Raw genomic sequence first — 23,112 nt, forward strand, 5'->3', positions numbered from 1 at the left:
GCTAGTTCACCTGGAGCTGCCCCAGGAGGATGCGCTGGTATCCGGCGCCGCACTCGTCCTCGAAGGAGCCGTACAGGTCGAGTACGGTCCCCGCCGGGAAGAAGAGCTGGACCTCCTCGGGCTCGTGGTGGATGACCCCGTTGCTGCGGGAGGGGTTGGTGATGTGCCGGTCGACGAGGTTTCCGGTGGCCGGGTCGATGTAGTCGAAGACGGCCCTGGTTCGCGGCCGGACGTCCCCGGTGTGGGTGAGCTTCATGGTGTACCCGTTGGCGGAGTTCAGATACAGGGTGCCGCCGGGAGCCTGGGAGTTGACCGCGTTGGTGTGGATGACGTTGCCCAGGAACATCTGGGCCATCTTCCCCCAGGAGGGGGTCGGGCAGTCCAGGGCCTTGGCGGGTGCGGCCTGGGCGGCGCCGGGGGCGAGGACGGTGAACGCCAGGGCGAGGGCCGCGATCAGCGCGGCGGATCGGGGCCTGCGGACGTGGGACGGACGGACTTCCGGCACGGCGGATTCCCTTCTCACATGGTGCGCACGACTACGATTTCGCCCCCTATGATTCCCTGGGAAGATCCGCCGTTTACAGGGTTTCCCCAGCTACCGTCAAGGCAAATTTCACAGTTTTCCGGTTTTGTACGGCATGCGCCAAGTCACCGTCGGCGGTCCTCCTTGAGCCGGGCGGCGAGCGCCGCGGCCTGGGTGCGCCGCTGCATGTTCAGCTTGGCGAGCAGGTTGGAGACGTAGTTCTTCACGGTCTTCTCGGCCAGGTGCAGGCGCTCGCCGATCTGCCGGTTGGTCAGGCCTTCCCCGATGAGTTCGAGGATGTGGCGCTCCTGGTCGGTGAGGGCGGCCAGCGGATCCTGCTTGGTCGCGGCCTCGCGCAGGCGGCGCAGCATCGCCGCGGTGGTCTCCGGGTCCAGCAGCGACTGCCCGGCGGCGACCGTGCGGACGGCGCCGACCAGGTCCGAGCCGTGGATCTGCTTGAGCACGTACCCCGCGGCCCCCGCCATCACCGCGTCGAAGAGGGCGTCGTCGTCGGCGAACGAGGTGAGCATCAGACAGGCCAGGCCGGGCACCCGGGAGCGGACCTCCCGGCAGACGTCGACCCCGTTCCCGTCGGGCAGCCGCACGTCGAGCACCGCCACGTCCGGGCTGAGCGCCGGGATCCGGGCGATCGCCTGCTGGGCGGTGCCGGCCTCCCCGACCACCTCGATGTCGTCCTCGTCGTCGAGCAGCGCGGCCACGCCGCGCCGTACCACCTCGTGGTCGTCCAGGAGAAACACGCGAATCATGCCTTGACGCTAGCCGATGCGCCCCGGCTTCCGTCCGCGGACGCGGCGGAGCCCGCCGGGGTCACCCCGCGGCGGGCTCCGTCATTCGCGGATCAGTGGGTCACACGAGGGTGGGGACGTGCCGGCGGCGGCGCATGACGACCGTGGCGGCGGCACCGGAGCCCGCGAGCAGCGCGAGTCCGAGGTAGAGGCCGGCGCCCGAGGCGATCGGGATGGGCGGCACCACCGGGGCGGGGCCGCAGGTCGCCGAGGAGATGATCGCATTGGCGGCGCTGCCGAGCACCCGGATGTGGACGGCGTTCACGGTGAGGCTGCCCGCCACGGTGTTCTGCTCGTTGAGCGTGACGGTGATCAGCGTGGGCGGGATCGGCCCGGGCGGCACGTTGATCACGGTGTTGGGCGCGGGGTTGACCGGAACGGTGACACCCGGGATGACGAGGTTGGTGAAGTTGGAGGTCCCTACGGGGGAGCTGCCGTCGGTGGCGCTGCAGGTCGCGGTGAGCGCCCCGGCGGAGATCGTGATCCCGGGCACCAGGGTGGCGCTGAGGTTGGCCGTGGTGGCGGTGGACGACTCGGTGCCCAGCGAGGTGTCCTGGGTCACCGACGCGGTGATCGCGCCGGTGGACAGCAGCGGCGGAACGCTGAAGTTGAGAACCGAGGCGTTCGGAGTGCCGAGGTTGGCGAGCGCGATCGGGCCCACCGGTGCCCCGAGCAGGTTCCCGGACACACCGTAGGCCTGGATGTTCAAGCTCTTCTTGGCTGCCGTGGCCGGGGCGGCGACGACAAGTGCCGCAACCCCGGCCAGCGCCGAGACAAGAAGTCTCCGTTTGGTCAACACTTTGAGGTACCCCCTGGCAGCGAGCCGATAAATGAATGCTGAGCGCGACGGTAGACCGGACCGTGTCCCCTAATGCGGATATGAGCCGCCAATTCACTCCGGGGGGTGAGTCAAGGCTTCACAATCACCCTGCGGGGTGATTGCCGGGGGAAATTCCGCGGTGCGTCGGCGGTTACATTGGCGAGCGACCGCAAATGCGCCCTAAGCCAGGTGTGGGAGAATGACGGGATACGCGAATAGCGTGGTACCGGCCCGCCGTGCCGGCACGACGGCTGAAATCTGCAAAATCGTGGTCGCGGATGAATCGCGGCTGATACACGTCGCGCTGCGCGCGGTGCTCTCCCGGGCGGCGGAGTTCGCCTTGGCGGGGGCGGCGGTGAGCGTCGCCGAGGCGCGCAAGGCGGTGCTCCAGCATCGGCCGGAGATCCTGCTCTGCGAGGTCGAGGTGGCCGGGCAGAGCGGCCTGGAACTCTGCCGGTGGGCGAGGTTCTCCAGTCCCCGCACCGCCACGGTCATCCTCACCTCGCACGACGACTCCCTGCTCGCCCAGTCGACGATGGCGGCCGGGGCGTCCGGCTACCTGCTCAAGGTCTCGCCACCCGAGGACCTGCTCTTCTACCTGGGCCGGGTGGCCACCGGGCAGCAGGTACTGGACGAGCGGGTCGGCCGGTCCCGCACCAATCTGTGGGAGCTCGACCCCCAGCGGCGTTTCGGGCTGAGCCCCCGGGAGAGCGAGGTCCTGGAGGAGATCGTGCTCGGCATGGACAACCGGTCGATCGCCAAGCGCCTCTGCATCGCGCACGACACGGTCAAGAGCCATGTGAAGGCGATCCTCCGCAAGATCGGCGCCAGGGACCGGGCCCACGCCGTGGCGCTGGTCCTCGGCGCCCGGCAGCGGCTGGTCCCGGGGCCGCGGGATCCGGCGTAGCGATCCCCCCGCGGGGTGAGGCGGCGTGTGTCCGTGCGGCCCGATCGCGGCCGATTCCTAGCGTGAGCGGGAATGTCGAGCCAGCGGGGGGAAGAGGATGCGCAGACGTGGAGTCGCCGTGGTGGTCGGCACCCGGCCGGAGGCGATCAAGCTCGGCCCGGTGGTCGTCCGGCTCCGGGAGAGCGACTGGGCCACCGTCCAGGTGATCGGGACCGGCCAGCACGGGGAGGTCGTGGACGAGAGCCTGGCCCTCTTCAACACCCCGATCGACCGGCGGATCCGCCCGGCGCGGGGCACCGGGGAGCTCGCGCTGCTCTCGGCGGAGCTGATCGGCGGGCTGTGCCGGGCCTTCGCGGAATCGGAACCGGAGCTGGTGGTCGTTCAAGGCGACACCCTCTCCGCCTTCGCGGGGGCGTTCGCGGCCTACCTGGCCAAGATCCCGGTCGCGCACGTCGAGGCCGGGCTGCGCAGCCATGACCGGCTGCCGTTTCCCGAGGAGGCGAACCGGCGGCTCATCGCCCCGCTCACCGATCTGCACCTGGCGCCCACCGAGTCGGCCCGGTCCAACCTGCTCGCGGAGCGGATCCCGGCCGCCCGCGTGATCGTCACCGGGAACACCGTGGTGGACGCCCTGCTCCAGGTGGCGCCGGCCGCACCGGCACCGGGGGAGGGCCGGCCGTCGGTTCTGATCACCGCGCACCGCAGGGAGTCCTGGGGCGAACCGCTACACGGGATCGCCCGAGCCGTCGCCACGCTGGCCGAGGCCTATCCGGAGACGGACTTCACCGTGGCCGGGCACATGAACGGCGCGGTGCGCTCGGTCTTCGAGGCCGCCGTCGCCGGGATGCCGAACGCGAGGTGTACCCCGCCGCTGCCGTACCCGGAGTTCGTCCGGCTGCTCACCCGCAGCACCCTGGTCATCACCGACTCCGGCGGGGTCCAGGAGGAGACGACCGCGCTCGGCCTGCCGACCCTGGTGATGCGCGAGGTCACCGAGCGGGGTGAGGCTCTTACCGCCGGGGTCGCGCACCTGGTGGGCGTCGACGCGGAGCTGATCGTGAAGTCGGCGATGAGTGTGCTGGACCGGATGTCGGGCCCGGGCGCCGAGCTGCGCGTGTCGCCTTTCGGGGACGGCCGTGCGGCGGGCCGGGTGGTCCAGGCGTGCGGCTGGCTCTTCGGTCTTCAGGAGCGACCGGAGGACTTCGCCTATCACCCGGCGGAGTGATCCGTCGTGGCGTGGCCCGGCGGGTGGGCCGTTATCTGCGACGGTTGCGATAAATAGTCCGGAGAAACGGGAGGTACCGATGTACGGGGGCTACGGAGGGTATGGCGGTACGGATTATTTCAAATTGCCTTTTACGGGGTTCCCGCTGGCAATCATCATCGGTCTCGCCGTCGCGCTTATCCTGGGCGGAATGCTGATCGTCCGATCGCTGCGTTTTCGGCGCTCCCCGTGAGCGAACGCGTCACCGTACCCGCTCCGCGGAGAACACGGAAAAGGGGAAGGCCCGGGCATCGCCCGGGCCTTCCCCTTCTGGGTTAGCCGCTTTTCCGGCTCAGACGTCGCTGGCCACCGGTCGCCCGCCGACCTGGGACTCGGCGTTGCGGCGGGTCTTGGCCCAGCCGTCCCGGCGGCGGACGATCCTGGAGAAGGCCCGCCAGGAGGTGATGTAGAAGTTGTAGATGTACAGGGAGTAGGCGAATCCCAGCCAGAGGCTGCGCAGGAACCCGATCTTCGGCTCGCATTTCCACCAGTACAGCGGCCCCCAGACCAGGAACGGCAGGATGCCGAAGGTGCCGTAGATGGCGAAGAGGATCCAGCCGCCCTCGCCCAGCCACCCGAGCATGCCGATCGGGTCGACGACGATCCGCCAGATCAGCAGTCCGAGCGGGATCGGGTAGACCAGGGTCCCGAGGAGTTGGAGCCAGGGCTGGGACAGGTAGTACAGCACCTCAAGGGCGCCCAGGCCGCTGAAGTTCCGTGACCGCCACACGTCGGGCAGGTACTTGGCGCACTGCATGGTGCCCTGTCCCCAGCGGGTGCGCTGGGTGATCAGGCGCCGGAAGGACCAGAGCCCCTCCTGTTCGACCCAGGTGTCGGAGGTGTACTCGTTGCGCTCCCCGGCCAGCAGAAGCTGGATGCCCAGCTCGAAGTCCTCCAGGAGCGAGCCCCCCCAGGGACGCCCGTCCACGCCGCCGATCTTGTCGAGGGCGCTGAGCCGGGAGAGCTGCCCGTTCCCGCCCATCGCCACGGTCCCGCTCTTCCTGCGGCTGAGCTGAATCGCGGCGATGGCGCAGCGGAACTCCAGGTCCTGCATGCGGACGAGCAGGTGGCCGAAGCGGTTGCGCAGCCATCCCCGGTGCGGGCACGGGATCCGGTCTCCGCGGTTGCTCATCCACACGTCGATCTGGACCGCGCCGACCGTGGGGTCCCCGAAGAGGGTCGGCCCCGCGCAGACCCGGAGCAGGTTGGGGGCGGGCCGGCCGTCGGCGTCCAGCACGCAGACCACCACCCTGCGGTGGTCCGCGTCGGGGCCGAGCCAATCGCACAGGGCGGTGTAGGCGGCGTTGAGCGCCTCACCCTTGCCGACCCGGGCGTCGGGGCGGAATCGCCGTACCAGGTGGATGAAGGGGTCGGCGGCCCCCCGGTTGTCGACGATCTCGGCCGTACGGTCGTCGGAGTCGTCGTCCACGATCCACAGGTGCGCGCTGGGGATGTTCTCCCGCAGGTAGGCGAGGGTTCCGCCGATCACCATGGCCTCGTCGCGGCACGGGATGAAGATGTGCCACTCGAAGGCGGCCGGGTCGCCGGTCCGCCCCGGCAGCCGTTTGACGTACGGCCGCAGGATGGTGAACACGTAGCTGAGGAAGGTGACGCTGAGAAAGAGCGCGAACGCCTGGGTGAGGCCGAGCGCGTAGTCGAATCCCCCGATCACCGAGCCCTCCTCATGATCAGTAAGACGTACGCCACCAGGCTCGCCGCGATGCCCAGCACGCTGATCACCGAGCCGACCACCGTGTGCCCCCAGTAGTAGCCGGGGTCGAAGCCCAGGCCTTTGATCAGCAGGGTGACGGTCAGGATCCGCACCTGGTTGGTGGCGAGCATCAGCAGGGTCGCCGTGACCAGCGCCAGCAGTGGCCAGAGCGACACCTTGCGCTGCAGCCAGACCACCAGCCCCGAGATCAGGAGCAGCGGCAGGACCAGGAACGCCGAGGTGCACTCGGGGGTGATGCGCAGCCCCATCGGCACCGCGGTGTGGTTGTCGAACGTCACGATCGCGCGGGAGGCGCTGTATCCCGTCTCGGTGCTCGCGAACACCGCCACCACGTCGCTGGCGATCACCGCCTCCAGGCCGCGGAGCTCGTCGTTCCAGATCAGGATGAGCAAGAGAAAACCCGCGAAAACCGTGAGCAGCAGGAGCCGGTACGGCAGGGCGTCGGGCAATCCGCGTCCCGCACGACTCCGTGGATGGCTACGGATCGCCCGTTCGGTCATTCATCCCCCCGGAACCCAGGCACGCACGCGCGTACGACTCCGCAACGTAGTTGCTCGCGCCAGGCGGGGAGGGCAGGGCACACTCACCCTCCCGGGTGATTGTGGCGAGTCCGGATCACCCTGCGGGGGGAGCCGGGCGAGCCCTGTCACCTGCGTGTCCGCGGCCGGGCTACCTTCTGGCCCGTCCGTTTCGAAGGGGGTCAGGTGCCGTTCCCACACCGAGTCCGCAGCGCGTTCCTCTGCGCCGCCCTCGTCGCCGCCACCGGATGCTCGGGGCACGATCCGCACGCGGGAATCGTGTCGAGCGCCGCGATGGAGATCGGTGACTGCCATCGGCTGGAGCTTCCCGAGGAGCTTTACAACGGGAGCGACGTCGCCCCGCCGGTTCCCTGCAACGAACCCCATCAGACCGAAACCTACATGCTGACCCGGTACTCGGGGCCGATCGCGGCCCACCGGGAGCGGCCCAGCCCCGAGCAGCTCGTCAAGGAGATCGACCGGCTCTGCGACTACCGGCCGATCCGCCCGTATCTCGGCGCCGGTCCGATGGACGGCCAGTGGGGCGTCGCGATCTGGGGGAAGTTCCCCACCCGGGCCGAGTGGCTGCGGGGGGATCGCACGCTCCGCTGCGACCTGCTCGGGCCGACGCTGGTCGCGGCCAGGGGGCCCGAACTCACGGTGCCGCTGCGCGGGATCATGGTCAGGGCCGAGTCCGCCGTGGTCCGCCGCTGCCGGCTCGGGCCCGCCGACGTGACCTGCGCGCAGCCTCACGACGTGGAGTGGGTGGAACCGCCCGTGGACCTGCCGCCCGGCCGGTATCCCGGGGTGCGGCGGGTGGCCCGGCTGGCCGAGGAGATGTGCCGGGTGAACGCGGCGAACTTCGTCGGCGGCCCGCTCCGCGGACTGCGCCTGCGCCTGGAGCCGCCGGGCCCGGACCGCTGGCGCCGCGACGACCGCCGGGTGGAATGCTGGCTGGGCCGTGAAGACGGGGCGCCCGTCGTCGGCACGCTCCGCGGGGGACTCGCCCGGTGAGACGCGAACGGGTGCTCACCGCGGCGGCCACCGGGCTGCTCTGGGCGGGGGTCATGCTGGCCCGGCTGTTCACCGGCTCCGCGATCGGGCTGGCCGAGCAGGGCGACGGCAAGCGCCTGCTGTGCACGCTCGGGGTGGCGAACCGGCGGCCCTGGGACGCGAACATGTGGCGTTTCGTCTATCCGACCTGGGACCCCCACACCTGGTACGGCGAGACCTGCGGCGCCGACGGCAGCGGGGAGACCTACCACTCCACCCAGGTCTGGCTGCTCTGGCTGGCCAAGCAGCTCACCGGCCCGCTGGGGCTGCCGGGGGCGCTGGACCTCCGGGCGCTGGGCGTGGTCTGCGCGGTCGGCGTGGGCCTGGTGTGCGCGGTGTTCACGCTGGTGCTGCCGGGCCGCTGGTGGGTGCGGGTCCCGCTGGCCTCCGGAATCGGGCTGATTTATGCGGACTCCGCGTTCGCCGGCTTCTTCGTCTCGCCGTTCTCCGAGCCGGCCGCCCTGCTCGGCCTGGGCCTGCTGCTGGCCGCCCTGCTGCACCTGCTGCGCCGCCGCCGGGCCACGTTCGGGTCGCTCCTGATGGTCGTCGCCTGCGCCCTCTTCGTGATCGGGGCGAAGATTCAGCTGGTCTCCTTCGTCGTCCCGGTCTGCCTGGCCATGCTGCTGCCGCCCCATCGGGGGGTGACCGCCGCCCGGATGTGGGGGCCGGTGCGCTGGGCGCTGCGCCGTACCCCGGCCATCCTCGCCTGTGTCGTGCTCGTCGGCTCGACGTCGTACTACCTGACGCAGCAGCCGAAACGGCAGACCGAGGTGGCGATCTACGACGCGATCTTCGGGTCGCTGCTGCACGACAACGTCTCGGCGGCCGAGGATCTGCGCGACCTGGGGCTGGACCCGGTGCTGGCGTCCGCCGCGGACACCAACATCCTGAGCCCGAACTCCATCGCGACCACCGAGCACTACCAGCACTTCAAGGAGACGGTCACCCCGGTGGCCATCGCCCGCTTCTACCTGACCCATCCGGCCGCGGCCCTGCGCCTGCTCGGCTGGGGGCTGGAGGGGGTGGCGCACCCGGGCCTGGACTACCTCGGCTCCTACCCGGTCGGCGCGGGCCTGTCACCTGGGGCGAAGGAGCATCGGATCATCGTGTACACCACGCTCTGGGGGGTGTACACGGCGGCTCCCGCGCTGCTGGTGTTCCTCTGGCTCGGCGTGTTCGTCCTCGGCTGGCTGACGCTCCGAACCGGCCGGCCGACCTGGAAGGAGCGGGCCGCGGGCCGCCTCGCGGTCCTGGTGCCCGTGATGATCTGGACCCAGTTCTGGATGGTGGCGCTCGGCGAGGGCCGGGTCGAGGCGACCCGGCACATGACCTACGTCACCTTCCTGACCGCGTTCTGCCTGCCGCTCACCGCCCTCTGCGTCCTGCTGCTGATCCGCCGGGCCCGCCCCAGGCCGGACTGGCGGCACGCCCTCACCCCCGAGGAGAGCCTCCGCCTGACGGGGAAGGACAGCTACGCCGAGGTCTGATCGGCCCGCCGCAGGCCGTACCGCCGCGATCGTTGCGGTTGACAGCCACCGGCGGCGTGGGATTGGGTGTAATCCAATTACATAGCCGTCGCATGGGAGATCGGATGTCCGCTCCCGGGGCGCCTTGCTCGCTTCCTGGGAGCGGGAAGGCTGGGCCGGTGGGATGCGCGCCGACGGCCCCGCGCCGCCGCCCCCTTCCGGCCGAGCGATAAAAGCGGTGACAAGGATTTTTTCGGCCGAGGTCTGGTGGTGGAGAAGGGAGATATGTAATCTGATTACAAGTCACTTCCTGGCTTGGTCGAGAGGTTTCCCATGACAAATCCGGAGCCCGACAGAGAGCAGTTGCTCCGACTTCACCGCGACTGGTACTACTCGAACTTCAATATCAACATCCCGCTCATGAGAACGGTCTTCCCCAAGGGGGACGATCAATTTCTGATGTTCAATCTCAACGACCATCCGTATTTCGGAGTCGACGATCTCGCGAACCTGTGGGCGGCTTTCTCCGCGACCGACCGCTGGGGTCTCTGCGAAGACTACGTGATCAGGGTCGAGGTGTCCGGTGACATGGGATATGTGGTCTCAGAAGGTACCTTCCCCGCCTGGCGGATCAAGGATGAGGACGGAAACGTCCTCCCCGAGGACGAGGTCGTCGACATAACCACCCGATATCGGTCGACAGAGATTTACAAGCGCGACGACGGCGAGGGCGGTTCCGAATGGAAGATGTGGCATTTCCACTGCTCCGCCCGCCCGCCCGGCGACGCCATACCGGACGCCAAGACAAAAGATGACACGAGCGACGCTCGTGGTCTCGGAAACACCCCGTACAGCGTTGGCATTCGCACCGAATATTAGGCGCGGAAACGATGCTCCGCTACGGGACCGTACGTACCCGCCTGAATAACGCGATTTCATTTGCGGACCTCGGTCCCGGCGGTGGCGAGGAGAAGGCGCCGGCCTTCCTTGTGCATCCGATCAACATGCGGAAGGAATGCTGGCTCGATCTCGTCCGGGTGCTCGCCGCCGAGCGGCGCTGCATCGCCGTTGACCTGGCCGGTCACGGGGAGTCCGGCGACGCCGGAGACTACTCCCTCGCCGGCTGGGTGTCGGACTGCGCCGACGTCGCGGCTGCGCTGGAGCTGGAGCGTTTTCATCTCGTCGGCGGCTCGCTCGGCGGCACGATCGCGTTGTGTCTGGCGGGCGAGCTGCCGGCGGGGGCGCTGTCGGTCACGGCGATGGGCAGCTCCCTCCGCGACGAACCGGACCCCGGCCAAGAACAGGGTGCCGACCTGGCAGACCTTCTCGACACCGGCACGGTCGACGAGATGTTCGCCGTCCTCGCCGCCGAGGCGGTGGCGCCTGGCTCGGCGGCGAGCCTCGTCGCGACGGTCAGACATCTGACCAGCACGCGCGGCGCACCGGCCATCCGCCGGATCTGGCACGCCGCCCTGTCCGCGGACGGGACGGCGTGGACGCCGGGTGTCGCCTGCCCGGTACTCGTGATCACGGGTGCGTTCGACACGGGCTGCCCGCCGGAAGCCGGCCGCAGGATGGCGGAGAGCGTGGGCGGACGGCACGAGATCCTGCCGGGCACAGGGCATCTGCCCATGCTCGAGGACGCCGCCGCCGTACTCGACCTGCTCGTTCCCCACCTCGAATCCGCCGAATCGAAAGCAGAAGCACAGTGACGTTCTCCATCGTCGCGAGGGACGAGGCCACAGGACGGCTGGGAGTCGCGACCGCGACCCACGCCTACGGTGTCGGCCCCGTCGCGAACTTCGCCCGCGCCGGAGTGGGCGCGATAGCGACTCAGTCGTTCGTCGAGATCTCCTACGGACCCAAGGGCCTGGACCTGCTGGAACTGGGAATCGCGCCGGACAAGGCGCTTGCGGGCCTGCTGTCGGCCGATCCCGACCGCGAGATCCGGCAAGTGGCCTTCGTCGACTCCGCAGGGGCGACGGCGCACCACACCGGGTCGCGTTGCGTCCCCTCGCGCGGCAGCGTGGTCGAGGGTACGGCGATCGCCGTCGGCAACATGCTGGACAACGATCGGGTGCTGCCCGCGATGTCGGACGCCTTCGGCTCGGCCGAGGGCGACTTCGCCGAGCGGCTCATCGCCGCACTCGAAGCGGGGGAGCGGGCGGGTGGCGACGTCCGCGGGCGGATGTCGGCGTCCCTGCGCGTCGTCGCCGCGGAGCCCGCGGCGCATCCATGGGAGGGCACCCTCTACGACCTGCGTGTCGACGTCGACCCCGATCCGCTCAAGGCGCTTCGCACGAGCCTGCGGATGAGCGAGGCCTACACCGTCTTCTTCGAGTCCGTATTCGCTCCCGGACTGGTCACCGGCATGGAACCGGTGGTGGGCGACGCCCTGGAGGATGCGCTCGCCGGCCTTCGGCGGACTCAGGGCGTCCTGGGGCAGGACCTGGAGCCCACCGTCTGGCAGGGTGTCCTCCTCCTTCGCGCGGGTCACGCCGAGCGTGGATGTGAACTCCTCGCGCGGGCCGTCGCCGCTCGCCCGCAATTCTCCCGTTTCATCGATGGGCTCGCCCAGATCGGAACCATCTCCATGACCTCTGATCAGATTCTCAGGACGGCGGGGCGTTGACCGGGCACTCGGCCGTGCCGCTCGTGGGTTTCGTCCTCGGCAGTACCTTCCATCCCGCCGAGCTGATCACCGTGGCCCGGGCGCTCGAAGACAACGGCTTCGACAGCGTCTGGTCGACGGAGGACTACTTCATGACCGGTGGCGTGTCGGGAGCCGCGGTGATCCTCGGGGCGACCGAGCGGCTTTTGGTGGGGACCGGCCTGCTCTCCGCCTATGCCCGTCACCCGGCGTTGACCGCCATGGAGAGCGCGACACTGGCGTCCGCCCATCCCGGCCGATTCAGGCTCGGCCTCGGCGCGGGCGGCTTGGAGTGGCTCGACCAGCAAGGAATCGGCCATGCCCGGCCGTTGTCCGCCGTCCGGGGAAACGTCGCGACCGTACGCGCCCTGCTCGCGGGGGAGGAGGTCTCCGGGGATCACGGCGGTTTCCGTTTCGACGGAGTCCGCCTGCATTTCCTGCCGGAGAAAGCGCCGCCGATCTTCATCGGCGCCACCGGGCCGAAGATGACGGCGCTGGCCGGCGAGGTCGCCGACGGGCTGCTGCTGTCGGTTTTCAGCTCCCCGGCGTTCGTCCGCGGCCAGCGCGAGATCGTGGCCGCGGCCTCCGGGGGCCGGGACACGCACATCTCGACGTTCGCCTTCTTCGCACTCGGTGACACCACCGAAGAGGCGAGGGCCAAGGCCCGTCCGGTGCTCGCCGCCTACCTCAATGCCGAAAGCGCGCTCATGACCGATGCGATCGGCATCACCGAGGACCTGAACGCCCTCCTGGCCGAAGGCGGCGAGGCCGCGCTCCTGGCGAAGATGCCGGACAGCTGGATCGACCAGCTGTGCGTGTGCGGCGACCTCGACACCTGCATGACGAGGATTCACGAGCTCGCCGCCGCGGGCTCCGGCGAGGTGGCGCTCGCGCCGGTCACGATCGATTCCCTCACGCATGACATCGAAAAACTCGGCTTAGCCCTGCGGGCCGGTTGACACGGCAAGAGAAGAGCCGGACATGAAACACCGCACACAAGCCCTCATCGCGATGGCGTCCGCCTCGCTGCTCCTCGTCGCCGCGGCCGGTTGCGGCGGCGACGGCGCCGGGAAGAAGGCCGGCGCCAAGGAAGTCATCATCGCCTACGCCACCGACGTCGACACACTGGACCCGCACCAGCTCCGCTCGGAAGCCGCCTACGGGGTGGTCGGGAACATCTACGGGACGCTCATGCAGGAGGAGTACTCCGCCCCGGCCGACGGCGTTCTCAAGTACACCGGCAAGAGCACTCTGTATCTCGCCCAGTCCGCGACCTGGAACAAGGACCGGACGACCCTGACCTTCAAACTGCGGCCGGACGCGGTGTTCGCGGACGGCAGACCGATCACCTCGGAGGACGTCGTCTACTCGCTGCGGCGGGCCCTCTCCGACGTCGGCTACGCGTCCGCGATCGGCACCTGGCTGAACATCTCCGACCCGGAGAAGGGCATCGTCGCGGTGGACACGTCCACCGTCGACGTCAAGGTGACGCACTACTCGCCGTTGATCGAGAAGTTCCTCGCGTTCCAGCTGTTCCCCATGCTCGACCGGTCGGCCGCCGAGAAGGCCGCCGGGAGCGACGATCCCTGGGCGGCCGGGTTCTTCGGCAAGGACGCCACGGAGTCGGGGCCCTATGTCATCGACTCCCAGGTCAAGGGGCAGAGCCTCACCTTGGTGAAGAACAAGGCGTTCAAGGCGTCGGACACCGCCGACGCCCCCGACCGGGTCGTGGTCCAGAACATGCCCGATCCGCAGCAGGCGTTTCTCGCGCTGCAGAACGGGGCGGTCGACATCGTCACCGGCCTGACACCCGATCTCGCCCAGGCGGTCGAGCGCGACCCGGATCTGAAACTGTACGAGCTCGCCTACAGCGACGTCGCGTTCCTCGGCATGAACAACAAGGATCCCGTGCTGAAGGACGCGCGCGTGCGCCGGGCGATCTCCCACCTCATCCCCTATCAGACCTTGCGGGACGAGGTGATGAAGGGCTACTCCGGCGCGGCCTACGGAGCCGTGCCGTACCCGATGTCGGACGCGCTGGACCCGACCGGCGAGAAGATCGCCTATCCCACCGATGTGAACGCCGCGAAGAAACTCCTCGACGAGGCGGGGATCAAGCCGGGAGAACTCTCGCTGACGCTGTCCGTCCAGGCCAGTGACACGGTCCTGCGGCAGTCGGCGATCTTCATCCAGAGCGCCCTCGCGCAGGCGGGGATCGCGCTCAAGGTCAACGAGATGAACGACGCCGACTTCTCCACGAACCTCGGCAAACTCCAGATGTTCCTCGACTCGTGGTACTCGTGGGGTCAGGACTCGATCTACCAGCTCTTCTTCCTCCTGAAGTCCGGCGTGTTCACCAACTACACCGGCTTCAGCGACAAGAAGCTGGACAAGCTGATCGAGCAGGCCATGGCGACCACCGATCCCGGTGAGCGGCGCGCGCTCTCCCGGCAGGCGCAGCGGATCGTCGTCGACCAGGCGCCGTGGGCATTCCTGTTCACCCGGAACGTGCTCATCGGCGCGAAGTCGACCGTCTCCGGGATCACGCACTCCGACGACGCCAATCTGCGGTATGACCGGCTGCGAATCGCGCAGTAGGCGGCCGGGCGGTGACGGGCGGGCCGCCGGGGAGCCCGCCCGCCGCCGGAAGGGGTTCACAATGCTCAGGTCTGGTTTGGCGCGGTCAGGGATCGCAGTCGTCGGCGTGGTCGGCGTGGCCGTGCTCATCTTCTTCATCACGCGATTGCTTCCAGGTGACCCGGCGCGTGTCGCGGCAGGTCAGTACGCCACCGATGCACAGGTCGAACAGTTGCGTCGGCAGTACGGCCTGGACCAGCCGGTCCTGGTGCAGTTCGGCCGGTACATGGTGGACTTCTTCCGGCTGGACCTCGGCACCTCGATCCGCACCGGGCAACCTGTGACGGACGAGCTGCTGACCCGGCTCCCCGCCACGGTCGAACTGGGTCTTCTCGCACTGCTGATCGCGGTCGTCCTCGGTGTCGGCCTGGGCGTCCTGGCGGCGGTCCACCGCCACCGCGTCGTGGACAAGATCATTCAGCTTCTGGTCGTCTTCGCCTCGGCCGCGGCGGTGTTCTGGATCGCCCTGCTGGCCATCTACCTGTTCGTCAACGAATGGGGCGTCTTCACCAGCCCGATCGGCCGGCTTCCCCGCGGATACGCCCCTCCCGATCCCGTCACCGGGTTCTACGTCGTCGACGCGCTGCTCGCGGGCGACCTGGAAACGGCCGGTGCCGCGCTGCGCACCCTCCTCTTTCCGGCGATGCTCCTGGGGCTCCACGCCTCGCCGTCCATCGTCAAGATCGTCCGCTCGTCGACGATCCGCGCACTGGAATCCGACTACGCGCGGACGTCGCGCTCCTTCGGCTACCCGCCGGGCTCGATCCTCTTCCACGATGGCCTGCGCAACGCGCTGCTGCCGGTCATCACCAACATCGGCCTTGTCGCCGGCTTCGTCCTCGCAGGCGGGAACGTCCTCATCGAACAGCTCTACGCCTGGCCGGGCATCGGGCAGTACGCCTATGACTCGCTCCAGGAGAACGATCTGTTCGCCCTCCGCGGCTACGTCATCCTCATCGGAGTCACGTACATCCTCCTCAACATCGTCCTCGAACTCGCCTATCGCCGGGCCGATCCCCGTGTCGCCGTCGCCGAGGGGAGGTGACGCGGATGACACCGATCGACAACGCCCTCCGCGGCAACGTCGCCGGCCGGATGAGACCGGGCGATTCCTTCGCCTACGCGGCCTTCGGCGTCCTCGCCGTCCTCATCGCGATGGGCGTCGTCGTGCCGCTCCTGTACGGCGACGGTGACGTGGCGATGAAGACACAGGGGCTCTTGCCGCCCTCATGGGAGCACCCCTTCGGCACCGACCGCTACGGCAGGGACATCTTCCTGCGCAGCATGGCCGCCGTGCGCATCGACGTCACACTCGGCTTCGCCGTGGCGCTGTCGGTCCTGGTGTTCGGGTCGATCGTGGGGGCGCTCAGCGCGACCTTCGGCCGGACCGTCGACATGGTGATCATGCGAATCACCGACGTCTTTCTCGCGTTCCCCGCCGTCGTGCTCGCTCTGATCATCACCGCCTCGCTCGGCAAGAGCGCGTGGTTCGCGGCGATCGCCGTGGCCATCGCCTACACGCCCCCCATGGTACGGCTCTCGCGGTCGAAGGCCCTGGAGATCCGGTCGGCGGACTACGTCGCCGCGGGGCGGCTGAGCGGCGCGTCGACCGTGGGACTCGCCTTCCGGCACGTCCTGCCGAACGCGGTCAAGTATCCCTTCGTCCAGTCCACCCTGGTCGCCTCGTGGGCGATCCTCGACTTCGCCGCGCTGTCGTTCCTCGGGGTCGGCGTGCAACCGCCGACGCCGGAGTGGGGCTCGATGATCGCCGAAGGCGTCGGCGACATCCTGCTCGGCTCGTGGTGGCCCTCGTTCTTCCCCGGTTCGATGATCCTCTTGTCGGCCGCCTCGTTCCAGATCATCGGCGACTGGCTCGACCGGAGGCTGCGATGACCCTGCTCAGCGTCGAGGGACTTTCCATCCGGACGGCCGACGGGCACACCCTGGTGCGCGACTTCGCCCTCGACGTGAACCCCGGCGAGATCGTGGGAATCGTGGGCGAGTCAGGCTCGGGGAAGACGATGACCGCGCTGTCGCTTCTCGGCCTGCTCCCCGCGGGGGTCTCGGTCGCCTGCGGTGACGCGAGCCTGTCCGGCAGGCCGTTTCTCCGGGACGGCCGCGTGTGCGAACGGCCGAACGCCACGATGATCTTCCAGAATCCGACGGCGGCGCTGAACCCGACCATGAAGATCGAGGCGCAACTCATCCGGCTGCTCACCTTCCTCGGCAAACGCCGGGGAACCGGTCGGCGCGGCCGGCGCGCCAGGGCCGAGGCGCTGCTCGAATCGGTGGGAATCCACGAACCCCGGGCGGTCCTTCGCAGATATCCGCATCAGCTCTCCGGCGGCATGAACCAGCGGGTCATGGTCGCCATGGCCGTCGCGGCCGAACCGAGCCTGCTGATCGCGGACGAGCCCACCACGGGCCTCGACGTGACCGTGCAGGCACAGATCCTGGAGCTGATCCGGTCGACGGTCGCCTCGCGCGGGATCGGCGTGCTCTTCGTCTCCCATGACATGGGCGTCATCGCGCAGACATGCCGGAGGGTCGCCGTGATGTACCACGGTGAGCTCCGCGAGTTCGCCGACGTGGACGACGTCTTCCACGCCCCCCGGGACGCGTACACCGAAGAACTCCTCGCTTCGACGTTGGAACAACCCTCGGAAAGGTGACGATGGACCTCGTTCTCGACGACATCGGAGTCGTCTACCGACGCGGCGGCTACGAGACCCGCGCCGTCCGCGGCGTGAGCCTGCACATTCGAAAGGGGGAAACACTCGCGATCGTCGGAGAGTCGGGCAGCGGCAAGACGACGATCGCGAAGGTCGCGGCCGGATTGCAGAAGGCGACCTCGGGCTCGCTGGCCTGGCGGAGCACGCCGTACGGTGCCCCCGAGGGTGCTCGCGGCACCGGTTCCCGGCGCGTGCAGATGGTCTTCCAGCATCCCGTGCAGTCGCTTGATCCGCTGTGGCGGATCCGGCGGGCGGTGCAGGAGCCGCTGTGGCACGGCGGTGCCTCCCGCCGCGAAGCCGATGCGCGCGCCGCCGAACTGATCACTCAGGTGGGCCTGGACCCGTCGGTGCTCGACCGCTACCCCCGGCAGATCTCGGGAGGCCAGGCGCAGCGCGTCGCCATCGCCCGCGCGCTCATCGCGAAACCGGAGATCGTCATCCTCGACGAGCCGACCGCCAGTCTGGATCAGACGGTCCGGGCGCGCATCCTCACCTTGCTGGCAGAGCTCCAGGCCGGAACCGGAGTCGGCTATCTGATGATCACGCATGACATCTCCAGCGTGCGCCGCCTGGCCACCCGCATCGCCGTCATGTACCACGGGCTGATCGTGGAAAGCGGCCCCGCTTCAGCGGTCCTGGACGCCCCCCGGCATCCCTACACACGTGCTCTCATCGCCGCCGTGCCGATCGCCGATCCACGCGTCCCCTGGAACGGCGCGGAACACGTGGCCCGGCACCGGGCCGGCATCCTCGCCCAAGCTCCCTGCCCGGTCGAGAGCTCACCGTGCCGGGACCACGGCACCGGGCTCCACCAGGTCGGTTCCGAGCATCTCGTCGCCTGCACCGCCGCGGCATGAACCCGTTGAGAGGGCCCGACGTGATCGACCTCATCGAGCTCCGCCGGCGACTGCACCGGCATCCCGAGCTGGCCCTGCACCTGCCGGAGACCAGGAAGACGCTTCTTGAGGCGCTCGCACCGCTCGGCCTGCGGGTGGAGACCAGTGAGAAGTCGTCGTCGCTCGCCGTCGTGATCCCGGGAAGAGGCCCGGGCCCCACGGTCCTGCTGCGGGCCGACATGGACGGCCTGCCGATGACCGAGGAATCGGGGGTCGCCTTCTCCTCGACCAACGGGAGCATGCATGCCTGCGGCCACGATCTGCACATGGCCGGACTGGTCGGCGCGATCTACGAGCTGTGCGCACGTCGGGAGGAGTTCGACGGCGACGTCCTCGCCGTCTTCCAGCCCGGCGAGGAAGGCGCGGGCGGGGCCGAGCTCATGATCTCCGAGAACGTGCTCCTGACAACGGGGAGGAAGCCCGTAGCATCATTCGGTGTGCACGTCCTGTCGTTCGCCGAGTCGGGCACCTTCCACTGTCGTGAAGGGGCCGTCATGGGGGCGACCCTTCTTTTCGACCTCGTGGTACTCGGGCGAGGGGGACACGCCGCCCGGCCGCACACGGCTCGCGACCCCATCTCCACCGCCAGCCTGATCGTGCAGGGCATCCAGACCTTTGTCGCTCAGAACAGCTCGCCCGCCGACCCCATCATCGTGACGGTCGGATCGCTCTGCGCGGGCACGGCGGCCAACGTCATTCCGAACAGCGCACGGCTGAAGGTGAGCCTGCGGGCGACGAGCTCGGCCACGGCGCGTGACGCCTTCGGCAGGATCGCGGATATGAGCGCCGCGATCGCCGAGGCATTCGGCCTGAAGGCGACGGCGGAGGCCGGCCCCGATCTCGGCCCCACCGTCAGTGACAAGGAGGGCGCGGACCTGGTCCGCGGCACCGTCACCGACCTCTTCGGCGCGGGGCGGCACAAGGAGCCGGCCCTGCCCGAAATGATCTCAGAGGACTTCTCCCTCTTCCTCGAAGAGACCGGCGGCGCCTTCGTGCTGGTGGGGGCCGCCGTCGCGGACCCTCCGCATCTGCTGCCCACCAACCACTCGGCGGAGGCGCGGTTCGACGACTCCGTGGTACCCGACATCTCCCGCCTGCTCGCCGAACTGGCCGTCAGGCGGCTGAACGCCACTCCGACCATGAATGAGACAACGTGCTGACACCGGATCGGAAGCCGAGCAGGGAACCCGCCGCCAAGTCGGACGAGCTGCTCGGCAAGATCATCGAGATCGTGCGGCGAACCGGCCTGGCGGGATTCTCCCTGGACACGCTCGCGGCGGAACTCGGGACGAGCAGCCGCATGCTCGTCTACTACTTCGGCAGCAAGGACGAACTGCTCGGCCGGATCGTCTACACGATCCGCGACGACACCGTCAAAGCCCTGGCGAGCGCCCCGCCGAGCACGATCGTCGACGCCATCGACGCGTGGTGGAACTACTACCGGGCCAACCTCCCGGACATGCAGTTCTTCTTCCACCTGACGTCGCGCAGCTTCGAGGAGCCCGACAAGTTCAGAGAGTTCTCGAGCACCGCCGTCGAGCAGTGGGTGGCCTACTTCCACCGAAGCCTTCAAGGCGCCTGCCGCGACGACGAGGAAGCCCGTGCCGTGGCCCGGCTGGTGCTCGCGACCGTTCGAGGTCTGATGGTCGACCTGCTCATCACCGGAGACCGGCAGCACGTCGAACAGTCCCTCGGGGAGTTCAAATCCCTCATGCGGAAGTCTCATGTCGAGGGCTCGGCCACGTCAGGCGGGTGAATCCCACGCGTGCCGGGTGTCCGGCACGCGTGAAACGCGTAGCTGTCAGCCGCAGGTGACCTCGGTGTTGAGATTGTCGCCCAGCACCGCCGCGAGCTCACCCACCCGGGCGTGGTCGTGCAACCGGCGGGTCACATAGCCGACGGCGTGGTCGTTGAGGAACGACCACCACGCGGCCGACCCGCCGAGCCCGCCCAGGCCGACGAACGAGTCGGTACGGAGGAACCCCAGCGTCCAGTTGACCGTCACCCCGACGGTCTGGTCATGGCCGCACACCTGGGTCTTGAGGTACTCCTCGTGCAGCTCCCGCCCGAGCAGCCGGCGGACCGGCCCGTCGGCGTCGGTCAACGTGGCGTAGAACCCGGCGAGGGCGGTGGCGGACGCATGCAGGTTGGCCGCGCCGAACACCGCCTGCCGCCACGCGGTGGAGTTGAGCCGGGCGAGTTCCATCGCGCCGGTCGGAACCGCAAGCGCCCGCCGGTAGGACGGATAGACCTCGTTCACATAGTGATCGGGCCCGCCCGGGAGCCCGTACTCGAGTTCGGCCACCCGGTCCAGGTCACCGTCGGGCACACCGAAGTGGGCGTCGAACCCCAACGCCGGCCGGACGGTCTCGGCGAAGACCTCACCCAGCGACCGTCCCGTGGCGGCCCGGAGCACGCCGTCGATCAGGTGCCCGTACGTCAGCGCGTGTTCCGCCGTCACGGTCCCCGGCGGGGATTCGGCCGGTGAGGTGGCCAGCAGGTGCCGGAGCCCGGCGTCGTCGAGCAGGTCCAGCGATCCCGCCGCGGCCGGGAACCCCGGGAAGCCCGCGCGGTGCGTGAGAATGTGCCGCAGCGTCGTCCGCTCTTTGCCGTGTGACGCGAACTCCTTCCAGTGATTCCCGACGGGCTCGTCCAGTTCCAAAGCCCCGTCGGCCACCGCGGTCAGCGCGGTGAGCGCCGCGAACGGCTTCGACGTCGAATAGGTGTGCACCAGCGTGTCGCCGCGCCACGGCGCGCTTCGCGCGGTGTCGGCCCACCCGCCGCTGAGCCCGACGACCTCTTTGCCGCCGGCCCAGATGGAAAGCCCGGCCCCGGTCTCCCGGCCTTCCTCGACCAGCTTTGAGAAGACCTCGCGGACCGGTTCATATCCACGTGCGACGAACCCGCTGACACTCATGTGCGTACCTTCCCAGCAATGATGGGCTATGGGAGTCGAGCCTGCATGGTGTGTGACGGTCACCGGCAACACGTCGGCAACGCGCGACGGGCCGGGAAAGGCGACATGGGAGAACGCCGGCCGTCACGAACACCGCAAGGTTATGTAATCGGATTACATCCGACCCTACTCGGCCCGAGGCCCGTGTCAACCCTCAGCCGGCGAGGCGCCGGGCTGCCGCCACCCCGACACCGATCGGGGGAACCCGCAGTCGGCCGTACCCGGATGTCGGGGTTGCCGAGGTGGGTACGGCCTGCGGCGGGCTGAGGCCGCTACGCGGTGGGGAGGGCGGCGGTGAGGTCGAGCTCCACGAGCTGGCCGGGGAAACCCAGGCTCGCCACGCCGAGCAGGGTGCTCGCGGTGGTGAACGCGGCGGCGATGGGGGAGTCGTTCAGCCGTCGCCACACGTCGGCCAGCACGGTGTTGTCCGGGCTCACCACGTAGATCGTCGCCCGGACGACGTGCTCGGGGCCGGTGCCCGCGGCCCGCAGCGCGGTGAGGGCGTTGGCGGCCACCTGGTCGGCTTGGGCCAGGACGTCGCCGATCCCGACGACCTCGCCCGCCTGGTTGAGCGGGCACTGTCCGGCGAGGAAGGCGAGTCTGCCCGCCTCGACGATGGTGATGTGGTGGTATCCGGGAGTCTTGTGGAGTTCATCGGGATTGATGCGGTCAATGGTCACCCGGGTAGTCTTCCCCGGGGGTGGGGGCGGATGCCACCGCGTTTCCGGCGACGGAGCGCCAGACGGGTTCGGGCAGCAGCCGGGCCGCCTCGTCCAGGTCGATGCCGGGGACCCCGCCCAGCCAGCGGCGGGCGACCTCGGTGACGGGACCGAGCAGGAGCGACTCCAGCAGGATGTCCGGCAGGTCGGCGACCTCACCCGAGTCGATGTACGGACGCAGCCAGGCCTGCATCCGCGCGATCCGGGGCCGTTTCGCCGCGGCGAGCATGGCGGCGTGCGCGGGCAGGAAGCTCGCGTAGGCCGAGGCGTGGATGAAGTGCGCGGCGGCCCGGTGCTCCCGGGTGAACCGGAGGTAGCCGCGGACCAGCGCGTCCACCCCGGCCCGGGCGCCGGACACGCCCTCCAAGGTTTCGACGAGCCCGTCCAGCAACTCGCCCATGCACCGGTTGTAGAGCGCCGCGGCGAGCCCGTCGAAACTGCCGAAATGGTGGTAGAGGCTGCCGACGCTCACCCCGCTCGTCTTGACGACGGCGGTCAGGGTGAAGCCGTCGTGCCCGGTTTCCCCGTAGGCCTTCAGGGCTCCGTTCAGCAGCCGTTCCACCGTCTCCTCGCTGCGCCGCTGCCTAACCGGCACGTGCGGTCAGCTCCATCGCCTGGTCCCAGACCCGCCGGGCCAGGACGGTGTCGGCGGCGACCGGTTCCAGGGGCCGCTCCCGGTCGAGGTCGAAGTACCTGCCGGTCCCCGAGGTGGCCATGGCCAGCCGGGCGACCGGCTCGGCGCCCTGCTCCGGGCTCTTCCACAGGAACTTCACGGCTTTGAGCAGCAGCCCGGCGGGTCCGCCCCGGGCGCCGAGGTTGGTGCGGATCACCCCGGGGTGCACGGCGTCGATGGTGGCCCCGGTGTCCTTCCACCGCTCGGCGAAGAGCGGGACGCACAGGAGGTTGCAGAGTTTGGTGTCGGCGTAGGTGCGCATCGGGTGGAAGTCGGCGCCCACGGCGGTGCGGTCGGGATCGACCCTGCCCCGCGTGTACAGCCCGGCGCTGACTTGGACGACCCGGGTCCCCGAGGAGGTGAGGAGGGGCTCCAGTTTTCGGTTGATCAGGAAAGGGGCCAGGTGGTTGACGACGAAGGAGGTTTCCAGGTCGTCGGCGGTCCGGGTGAGGGCGGTGGGCCAGACCCCGGCGTTGTGCACCAGCACGTCGATGCGGGGGAAGCGGAGGGCGAGCGACTCGGCCACGGCACGGGCGCCCGCCAGGGTGGACAGGTCGCCGAGGACCAGGTCGGCTCCCGGGCCGCCGAGTTGCGCGACGGCGGCCCGGGCCGCCTCCCCTCTGGCCTCGTCCCGGGCGACCAGGACGATCCGGCAGCCTTGGACGGCGAGGTTCCTGGCCACGGCGAAGCCGATGCCGCCGCTGGCCCCGGTGATCACAACGGTCGTACTCATGCGGGCCAGCGTACGGCAGAAATTAGA

24 protein-coding genes are annotated in these 23,112 nt (G+C 69.3%); 15 read left to right on the plus strand and 9 right to left on the minus strand.

Features of this window, described 5'->3' with window-relative positions; translation table 11 throughout:
- Position 1: 1 nt before the first annotated feature.
- From RUR_RS22680 to RUR_RS22690, 3 genes are all read right to left on the minus strand, one after another.
- Positions 2-505, minus strand: a complete 504-nt coding sequence (locus RUR_RS22680; RefSeq protein WP_283137172.1) for a hypothetical protein — start codon at positions 503-505, stop codon at positions 2-4.
- Positions 506-648: 143 nt separating this feature from the next.
- Positions 649-1,290 (minus strand): response regulator, encoded by a 642-nt coding sequence (locus tag RUR_RS22685; RefSeq protein WP_283137173.1) that lies wholly within the window; start codon positions 1,288-1,290, stop codon positions 649-651.
- Positions 1,291-1,390: 100 nt separating this feature from the next.
- Complete coding sequence (locus RUR_RS22690; protein ID WP_283137174.1) at positions 1,391-2,125, minus strand: choice-of-anchor protein CoaP; 735 nt, start codon at positions 2,123-2,125, stop codon at positions 1,391-1,393.
- A gap of 292 nt (positions 2,126-2,417) precedes the next feature.
- Here RUR_RS22690 and RUR_RS22695 point away from each other — a divergent pair, with 292 nt between their 5' ends.
- Positions 2,418-3,056 (plus strand): LuxR C-terminal-related transcriptional regulator, encoded by a 639-nt coding sequence (locus RUR_RS22695; RefSeq protein WP_283137175.1) that lies wholly within the window; start codon positions 2,418-2,420, stop codon positions 3,054-3,056.
- 97 nt (positions 3,057-3,153) lie between these two features.
- Positions 3,154-4,281 carry a non-hydrolyzing UDP-N-acetylglucosamine 2-epimerase gene (wecB, locus tag RUR_RS22700; protein WP_283137176.1) on the plus strand — a complete coding sequence of 376 codons (1,128 nt, stop codon included), beginning with the start codon at positions 3,154-3,156 and terminating at the stop codon, positions 4,279-4,281.
- 331 nt (positions 4,282-4,612) lie between these two features.
- Here the strand turns inward: wecB and RUR_RS22705 are convergent, their stop codons facing one another.
- Both RUR_RS22705 and RUR_RS22710 read right to left on the minus strand, forming a co-directional pair.
- Positions 4,613-5,992, minus strand: coding sequence for an XrtP-associated glycosyltransferase (locus RUR_RS22705; RefSeq protein ID WP_283137177.1), 1,380 nt, complete (start codon positions 5,990-5,992; stop codon positions 4,613-4,615).
- Positions 5,989-6,501, minus strand: coding sequence for a hypothetical protein (locus tag RUR_RS22710; protein WP_283137178.1), 513 nt, complete (start codon positions 6,499-6,501; stop codon positions 5,989-5,991). Before RUR_RS22710 ends, RUR_RS22705 begins: the two co-directional genes overlap by 4 nt.
- Before the next feature lie 255 nt (positions 6,502-6,756).
- On the opposite strand from RUR_RS22710, the gene RUR_RS22715 reads away from it, so the two are divergent.
- The 13 genes from RUR_RS22715 to RUR_RS22775 all read left to right on the plus strand — a co-directional run bounded on the left by RUR_RS22715 (position 6,757) and on the right by RUR_RS22775 (position 19,760).
- Complete coding sequence (locus tag RUR_RS22715; protein WP_283137179.1) at positions 6,757-7,584, plus strand: septum formation family protein; 828 nt, start codon at positions 6,757-6,759, stop codon at positions 7,582-7,584.
- Positions 7,581-9,110, plus strand: coding sequence for a glycan biosynthesis hexose transferase WsfD (gene wsfD / locus RUR_RS22720; RefSeq protein ID WP_283137180.1), 1,530 nt, complete (start codon positions 7,581-7,583; stop codon positions 9,108-9,110). Before RUR_RS22715 ends, wsfD begins: the two co-directional genes overlap by 4 nt.
- A gap of 312 nt (positions 9,111-9,422) precedes the next feature.
- On the plus strand, positions 9,423-9,968 hold the full coding sequence (locus RUR_RS22725) for a YybH family protein (RefSeq protein ID WP_283137181.1): 546 nt from the start codon (positions 9,423-9,425) through the stop codon (positions 9,966-9,968).
- 11 nt (positions 9,969-9,979) lie between these two features.
- Positions 9,980-10,801 carry an alpha/beta fold hydrolase gene (locus tag RUR_RS22730; protein WP_283137182.1) on the plus strand — a complete coding sequence of 274 codons (822 nt, stop codon included), beginning with the start codon at positions 9,980-9,982 and terminating at the stop codon, positions 10,799-10,801.
- Entirely contained in the window at positions 10,798-11,721 is a 924-nt protein-coding gene (locus RUR_RS22735; RefSeq protein WP_283137183.1) for a DUF1028 domain-containing protein, read from the plus strand. The genes RUR_RS22730 and RUR_RS22735 overlap by 4 nt, the downstream gene beginning before the upstream one ends.
- Positions 11,718-12,698, plus strand: a complete 981-nt coding sequence (locus tag RUR_RS22740) for an LLM class flavin-dependent oxidoreductase (protein WP_283137184.1) — start codon at positions 11,718-11,720, stop codon at positions 12,696-12,698. Before RUR_RS22735 ends, RUR_RS22740 begins: the two co-directional genes overlap by 4 nt.
- A 22-nt stretch (positions 12,699-12,720) precedes the next feature.
- Positions 12,721-14,337, plus strand: a complete 1,617-nt coding sequence (locus tag RUR_RS22745) for an ABC transporter substrate-binding protein (protein WP_283137185.1) — start codon at positions 12,721-12,723, stop codon at positions 14,335-14,337.
- A 61-nt stretch (positions 14,338-14,398) separates the two neighbouring features.
- A complete protein-coding gene (locus RUR_RS22750) occupies positions 14,399-15,421 on the plus strand; it encodes an ABC transporter permease (protein ID WP_283137186.1) in 1,023 nt (340 codons plus the stop codon).
- Between the two features lie 5 nt (positions 15,422-15,426).
- Positions 15,427-16,269, plus strand: a complete 843-nt coding sequence (locus RUR_RS22755) for an ABC transporter permease (RefSeq protein WP_283137187.1) — start codon at positions 15,427-15,429, stop codon at positions 16,267-16,269.
- Entirely contained in the window at positions 16,266-17,048 is a 783-nt protein-coding gene (locus RUR_RS22760) for an ABC transporter ATP-binding protein (RefSeq protein ID WP_283137188.1), read from the plus strand. The genes RUR_RS22755 and RUR_RS22760 overlap by 4 nt, the downstream gene beginning before the upstream one ends.
- Before the next feature lie 2 nt (positions 17,049-17,050).
- Positions 17,051-17,965 (plus strand): ABC transporter ATP-binding protein, encoded by a 915-nt coding sequence (locus RUR_RS22765; protein ID WP_283137903.1) that lies wholly within the window; start codon positions 17,051-17,053, stop codon positions 17,963-17,965.
- Positions 17,962-19,164, plus strand: coding sequence for a M20 metallopeptidase family protein (locus RUR_RS22770; protein ID WP_283137189.1), 1,203 nt, complete (start codon positions 17,962-17,964; stop codon positions 19,162-19,164). The genes RUR_RS22765 and RUR_RS22770 overlap by 4 nt, the downstream gene beginning before the upstream one ends.
- On the plus strand, positions 19,158-19,760 hold the full coding sequence (locus RUR_RS22775) for a TetR/AcrR family transcriptional regulator (protein ID WP_283137190.1): 603 nt from the start codon (positions 19,158-19,160) through the stop codon (positions 19,758-19,760). Before RUR_RS22770 ends, RUR_RS22775 begins: the two co-directional genes overlap by 7 nt.
- 45 nt (positions 19,761-19,805) lie before the next feature.
- On the opposite strand, the gene RUR_RS22780 is transcribed toward RUR_RS22775, so the two are convergent.
- From RUR_RS22780 to RUR_RS22795, 4 genes are all read right to left on the minus strand, one after another.
- Positions 19,806-20,921: a serine hydrolase domain-containing protein gene (locus RUR_RS22780; protein ID WP_283137191.1), complete on the minus strand. Its 1,116-nt coding sequence runs from the start codon at positions 20,919-20,921 to the stop codon at positions 19,806-19,808.
- A 311-nt stretch (positions 20,922-21,232) separates the two neighbouring features.
- Positions 21,233-21,640: a RidA family protein gene (locus RUR_RS22785; RefSeq protein ID WP_283137192.1), complete on the minus strand. Its 408-nt coding sequence runs from the start codon at positions 21,638-21,640 to the stop codon at positions 21,233-21,235.
- Entirely contained in the window at positions 21,630-22,274 is a 645-nt protein-coding gene (locus tag RUR_RS22790; RefSeq protein WP_283137193.1) for a TetR/AcrR family transcriptional regulator, read from the minus strand. The genes RUR_RS22785 and RUR_RS22790 overlap by 11 nt, the downstream gene beginning before the upstream one ends.
- The gene (locus tag RUR_RS22795) at positions 22,264-23,085 is read right to left on the minus strand and encodes an SDR family NAD(P)-dependent oxidoreductase (protein ID WP_283137194.1); all 822 of its coding nucleotides are present in this window, start codon (positions 23,083-23,085) and stop codon (positions 22,264-22,266) included. The genes RUR_RS22790 and RUR_RS22795 overlap by 11 nt, the downstream gene beginning before the upstream one ends.
- Between the last annotated feature and the right edge of the window lie 27 nt (positions 23,086-23,112).

The organism is Rhizohabitans arisaemae (genome assembly GCF_025996515.1).
In the GTDB taxonomy this organism is placed as follows: domain Bacteria; phylum Actinomycetota; class Actinomycetes; order Streptosporangiales; family Streptosporangiaceae; genus Rhizohabitans; species Rhizohabitans arisaemae.

What these genes read in the sequence shown, in the direction of transcription:
- RUR_RS22770 (WP_283137189.1), top strand. Translation starts at nt 17,962, where the DNA reads ATGAACCCGTTGAGAGGGCCCGACGTGATCGACCTCATCGAGCTCCGC.
- RUR_RS22725 (WP_283137181.1), top strand. Translation starts at nt 9,423, where the DNA reads ATGACAAATCCGGAGCCCGACAGAGAGCAGTTGCTCCGACTTCACCGC.
- RUR_RS22685 (WP_283137173.1), bottom strand. Translation starts at nt 1,290, where the DNA reads ATGATTCGCGTGTTTCTCCTGGACGACCACGAGGTGGTACGGCGCGGC.
- RUR_RS22750 (WP_283137186.1), top strand. Translation starts at nt 14,399, where the DNA reads ATGCTCAGGTCTGGTTTGGCGCGGTCAGGGATCGCAGTCGTCGGCGTG.
- RUR_RS22795 (WP_283137194.1), bottom strand. Translation starts at nt 23,085, where the DNA reads ATGAGTACGACCGTTGTGATCACCGGGGCCAGCGGCGGCATCGGCTTC.
- RUR_RS22745 (WP_283137185.1), top strand. Translation starts at nt 12,721, where the DNA reads ATGAAACACCGCACACAAGCCCTCATCGCGATGGCGTCCGCCTCGCTG.
- RUR_RS22760 (WP_283137188.1), top strand. Translation starts at nt 16,266, where the DNA reads ATGACCCTGCTCAGCGTCGAGGGACTTTCCATCCGGACGGCCGACGGG.
- RUR_RS22765 (WP_283137903.1), top strand. Translation starts at nt 17,051, where the DNA reads ATGGACCTCGTTCTCGACGACATCGGAGTCGTCTACCGACGCGGCGGC.
- RUR_RS22755 (WP_283137187.1), top strand. Translation starts at nt 15,427, where the DNA reads ATGACACCGATCGACAACGCCCTCCGCGGCAACGTCGCCGGCCGGATG.
- wecB (WP_283137176.1), top strand. Translation starts at nt 3,154, where the DNA reads ATGCGCAGACGTGGAGTCGCCGTGGTGGTCGGCACCCGGCCGGAGGCG.
- RUR_RS22780 (WP_283137191.1), bottom strand. Translation starts at nt 20,921, where the DNA reads ATGAGTGTCAGCGGGTTCGTCGCACGTGGATATGAACCGGTCCGCGAG.
- RUR_RS22730 (WP_283137182.1), top strand. Translation starts at nt 9,980, where the DNA reads ATGCTCCGCTACGGGACCGTACGTACCCGCCTGAATAACGCGATTTCA.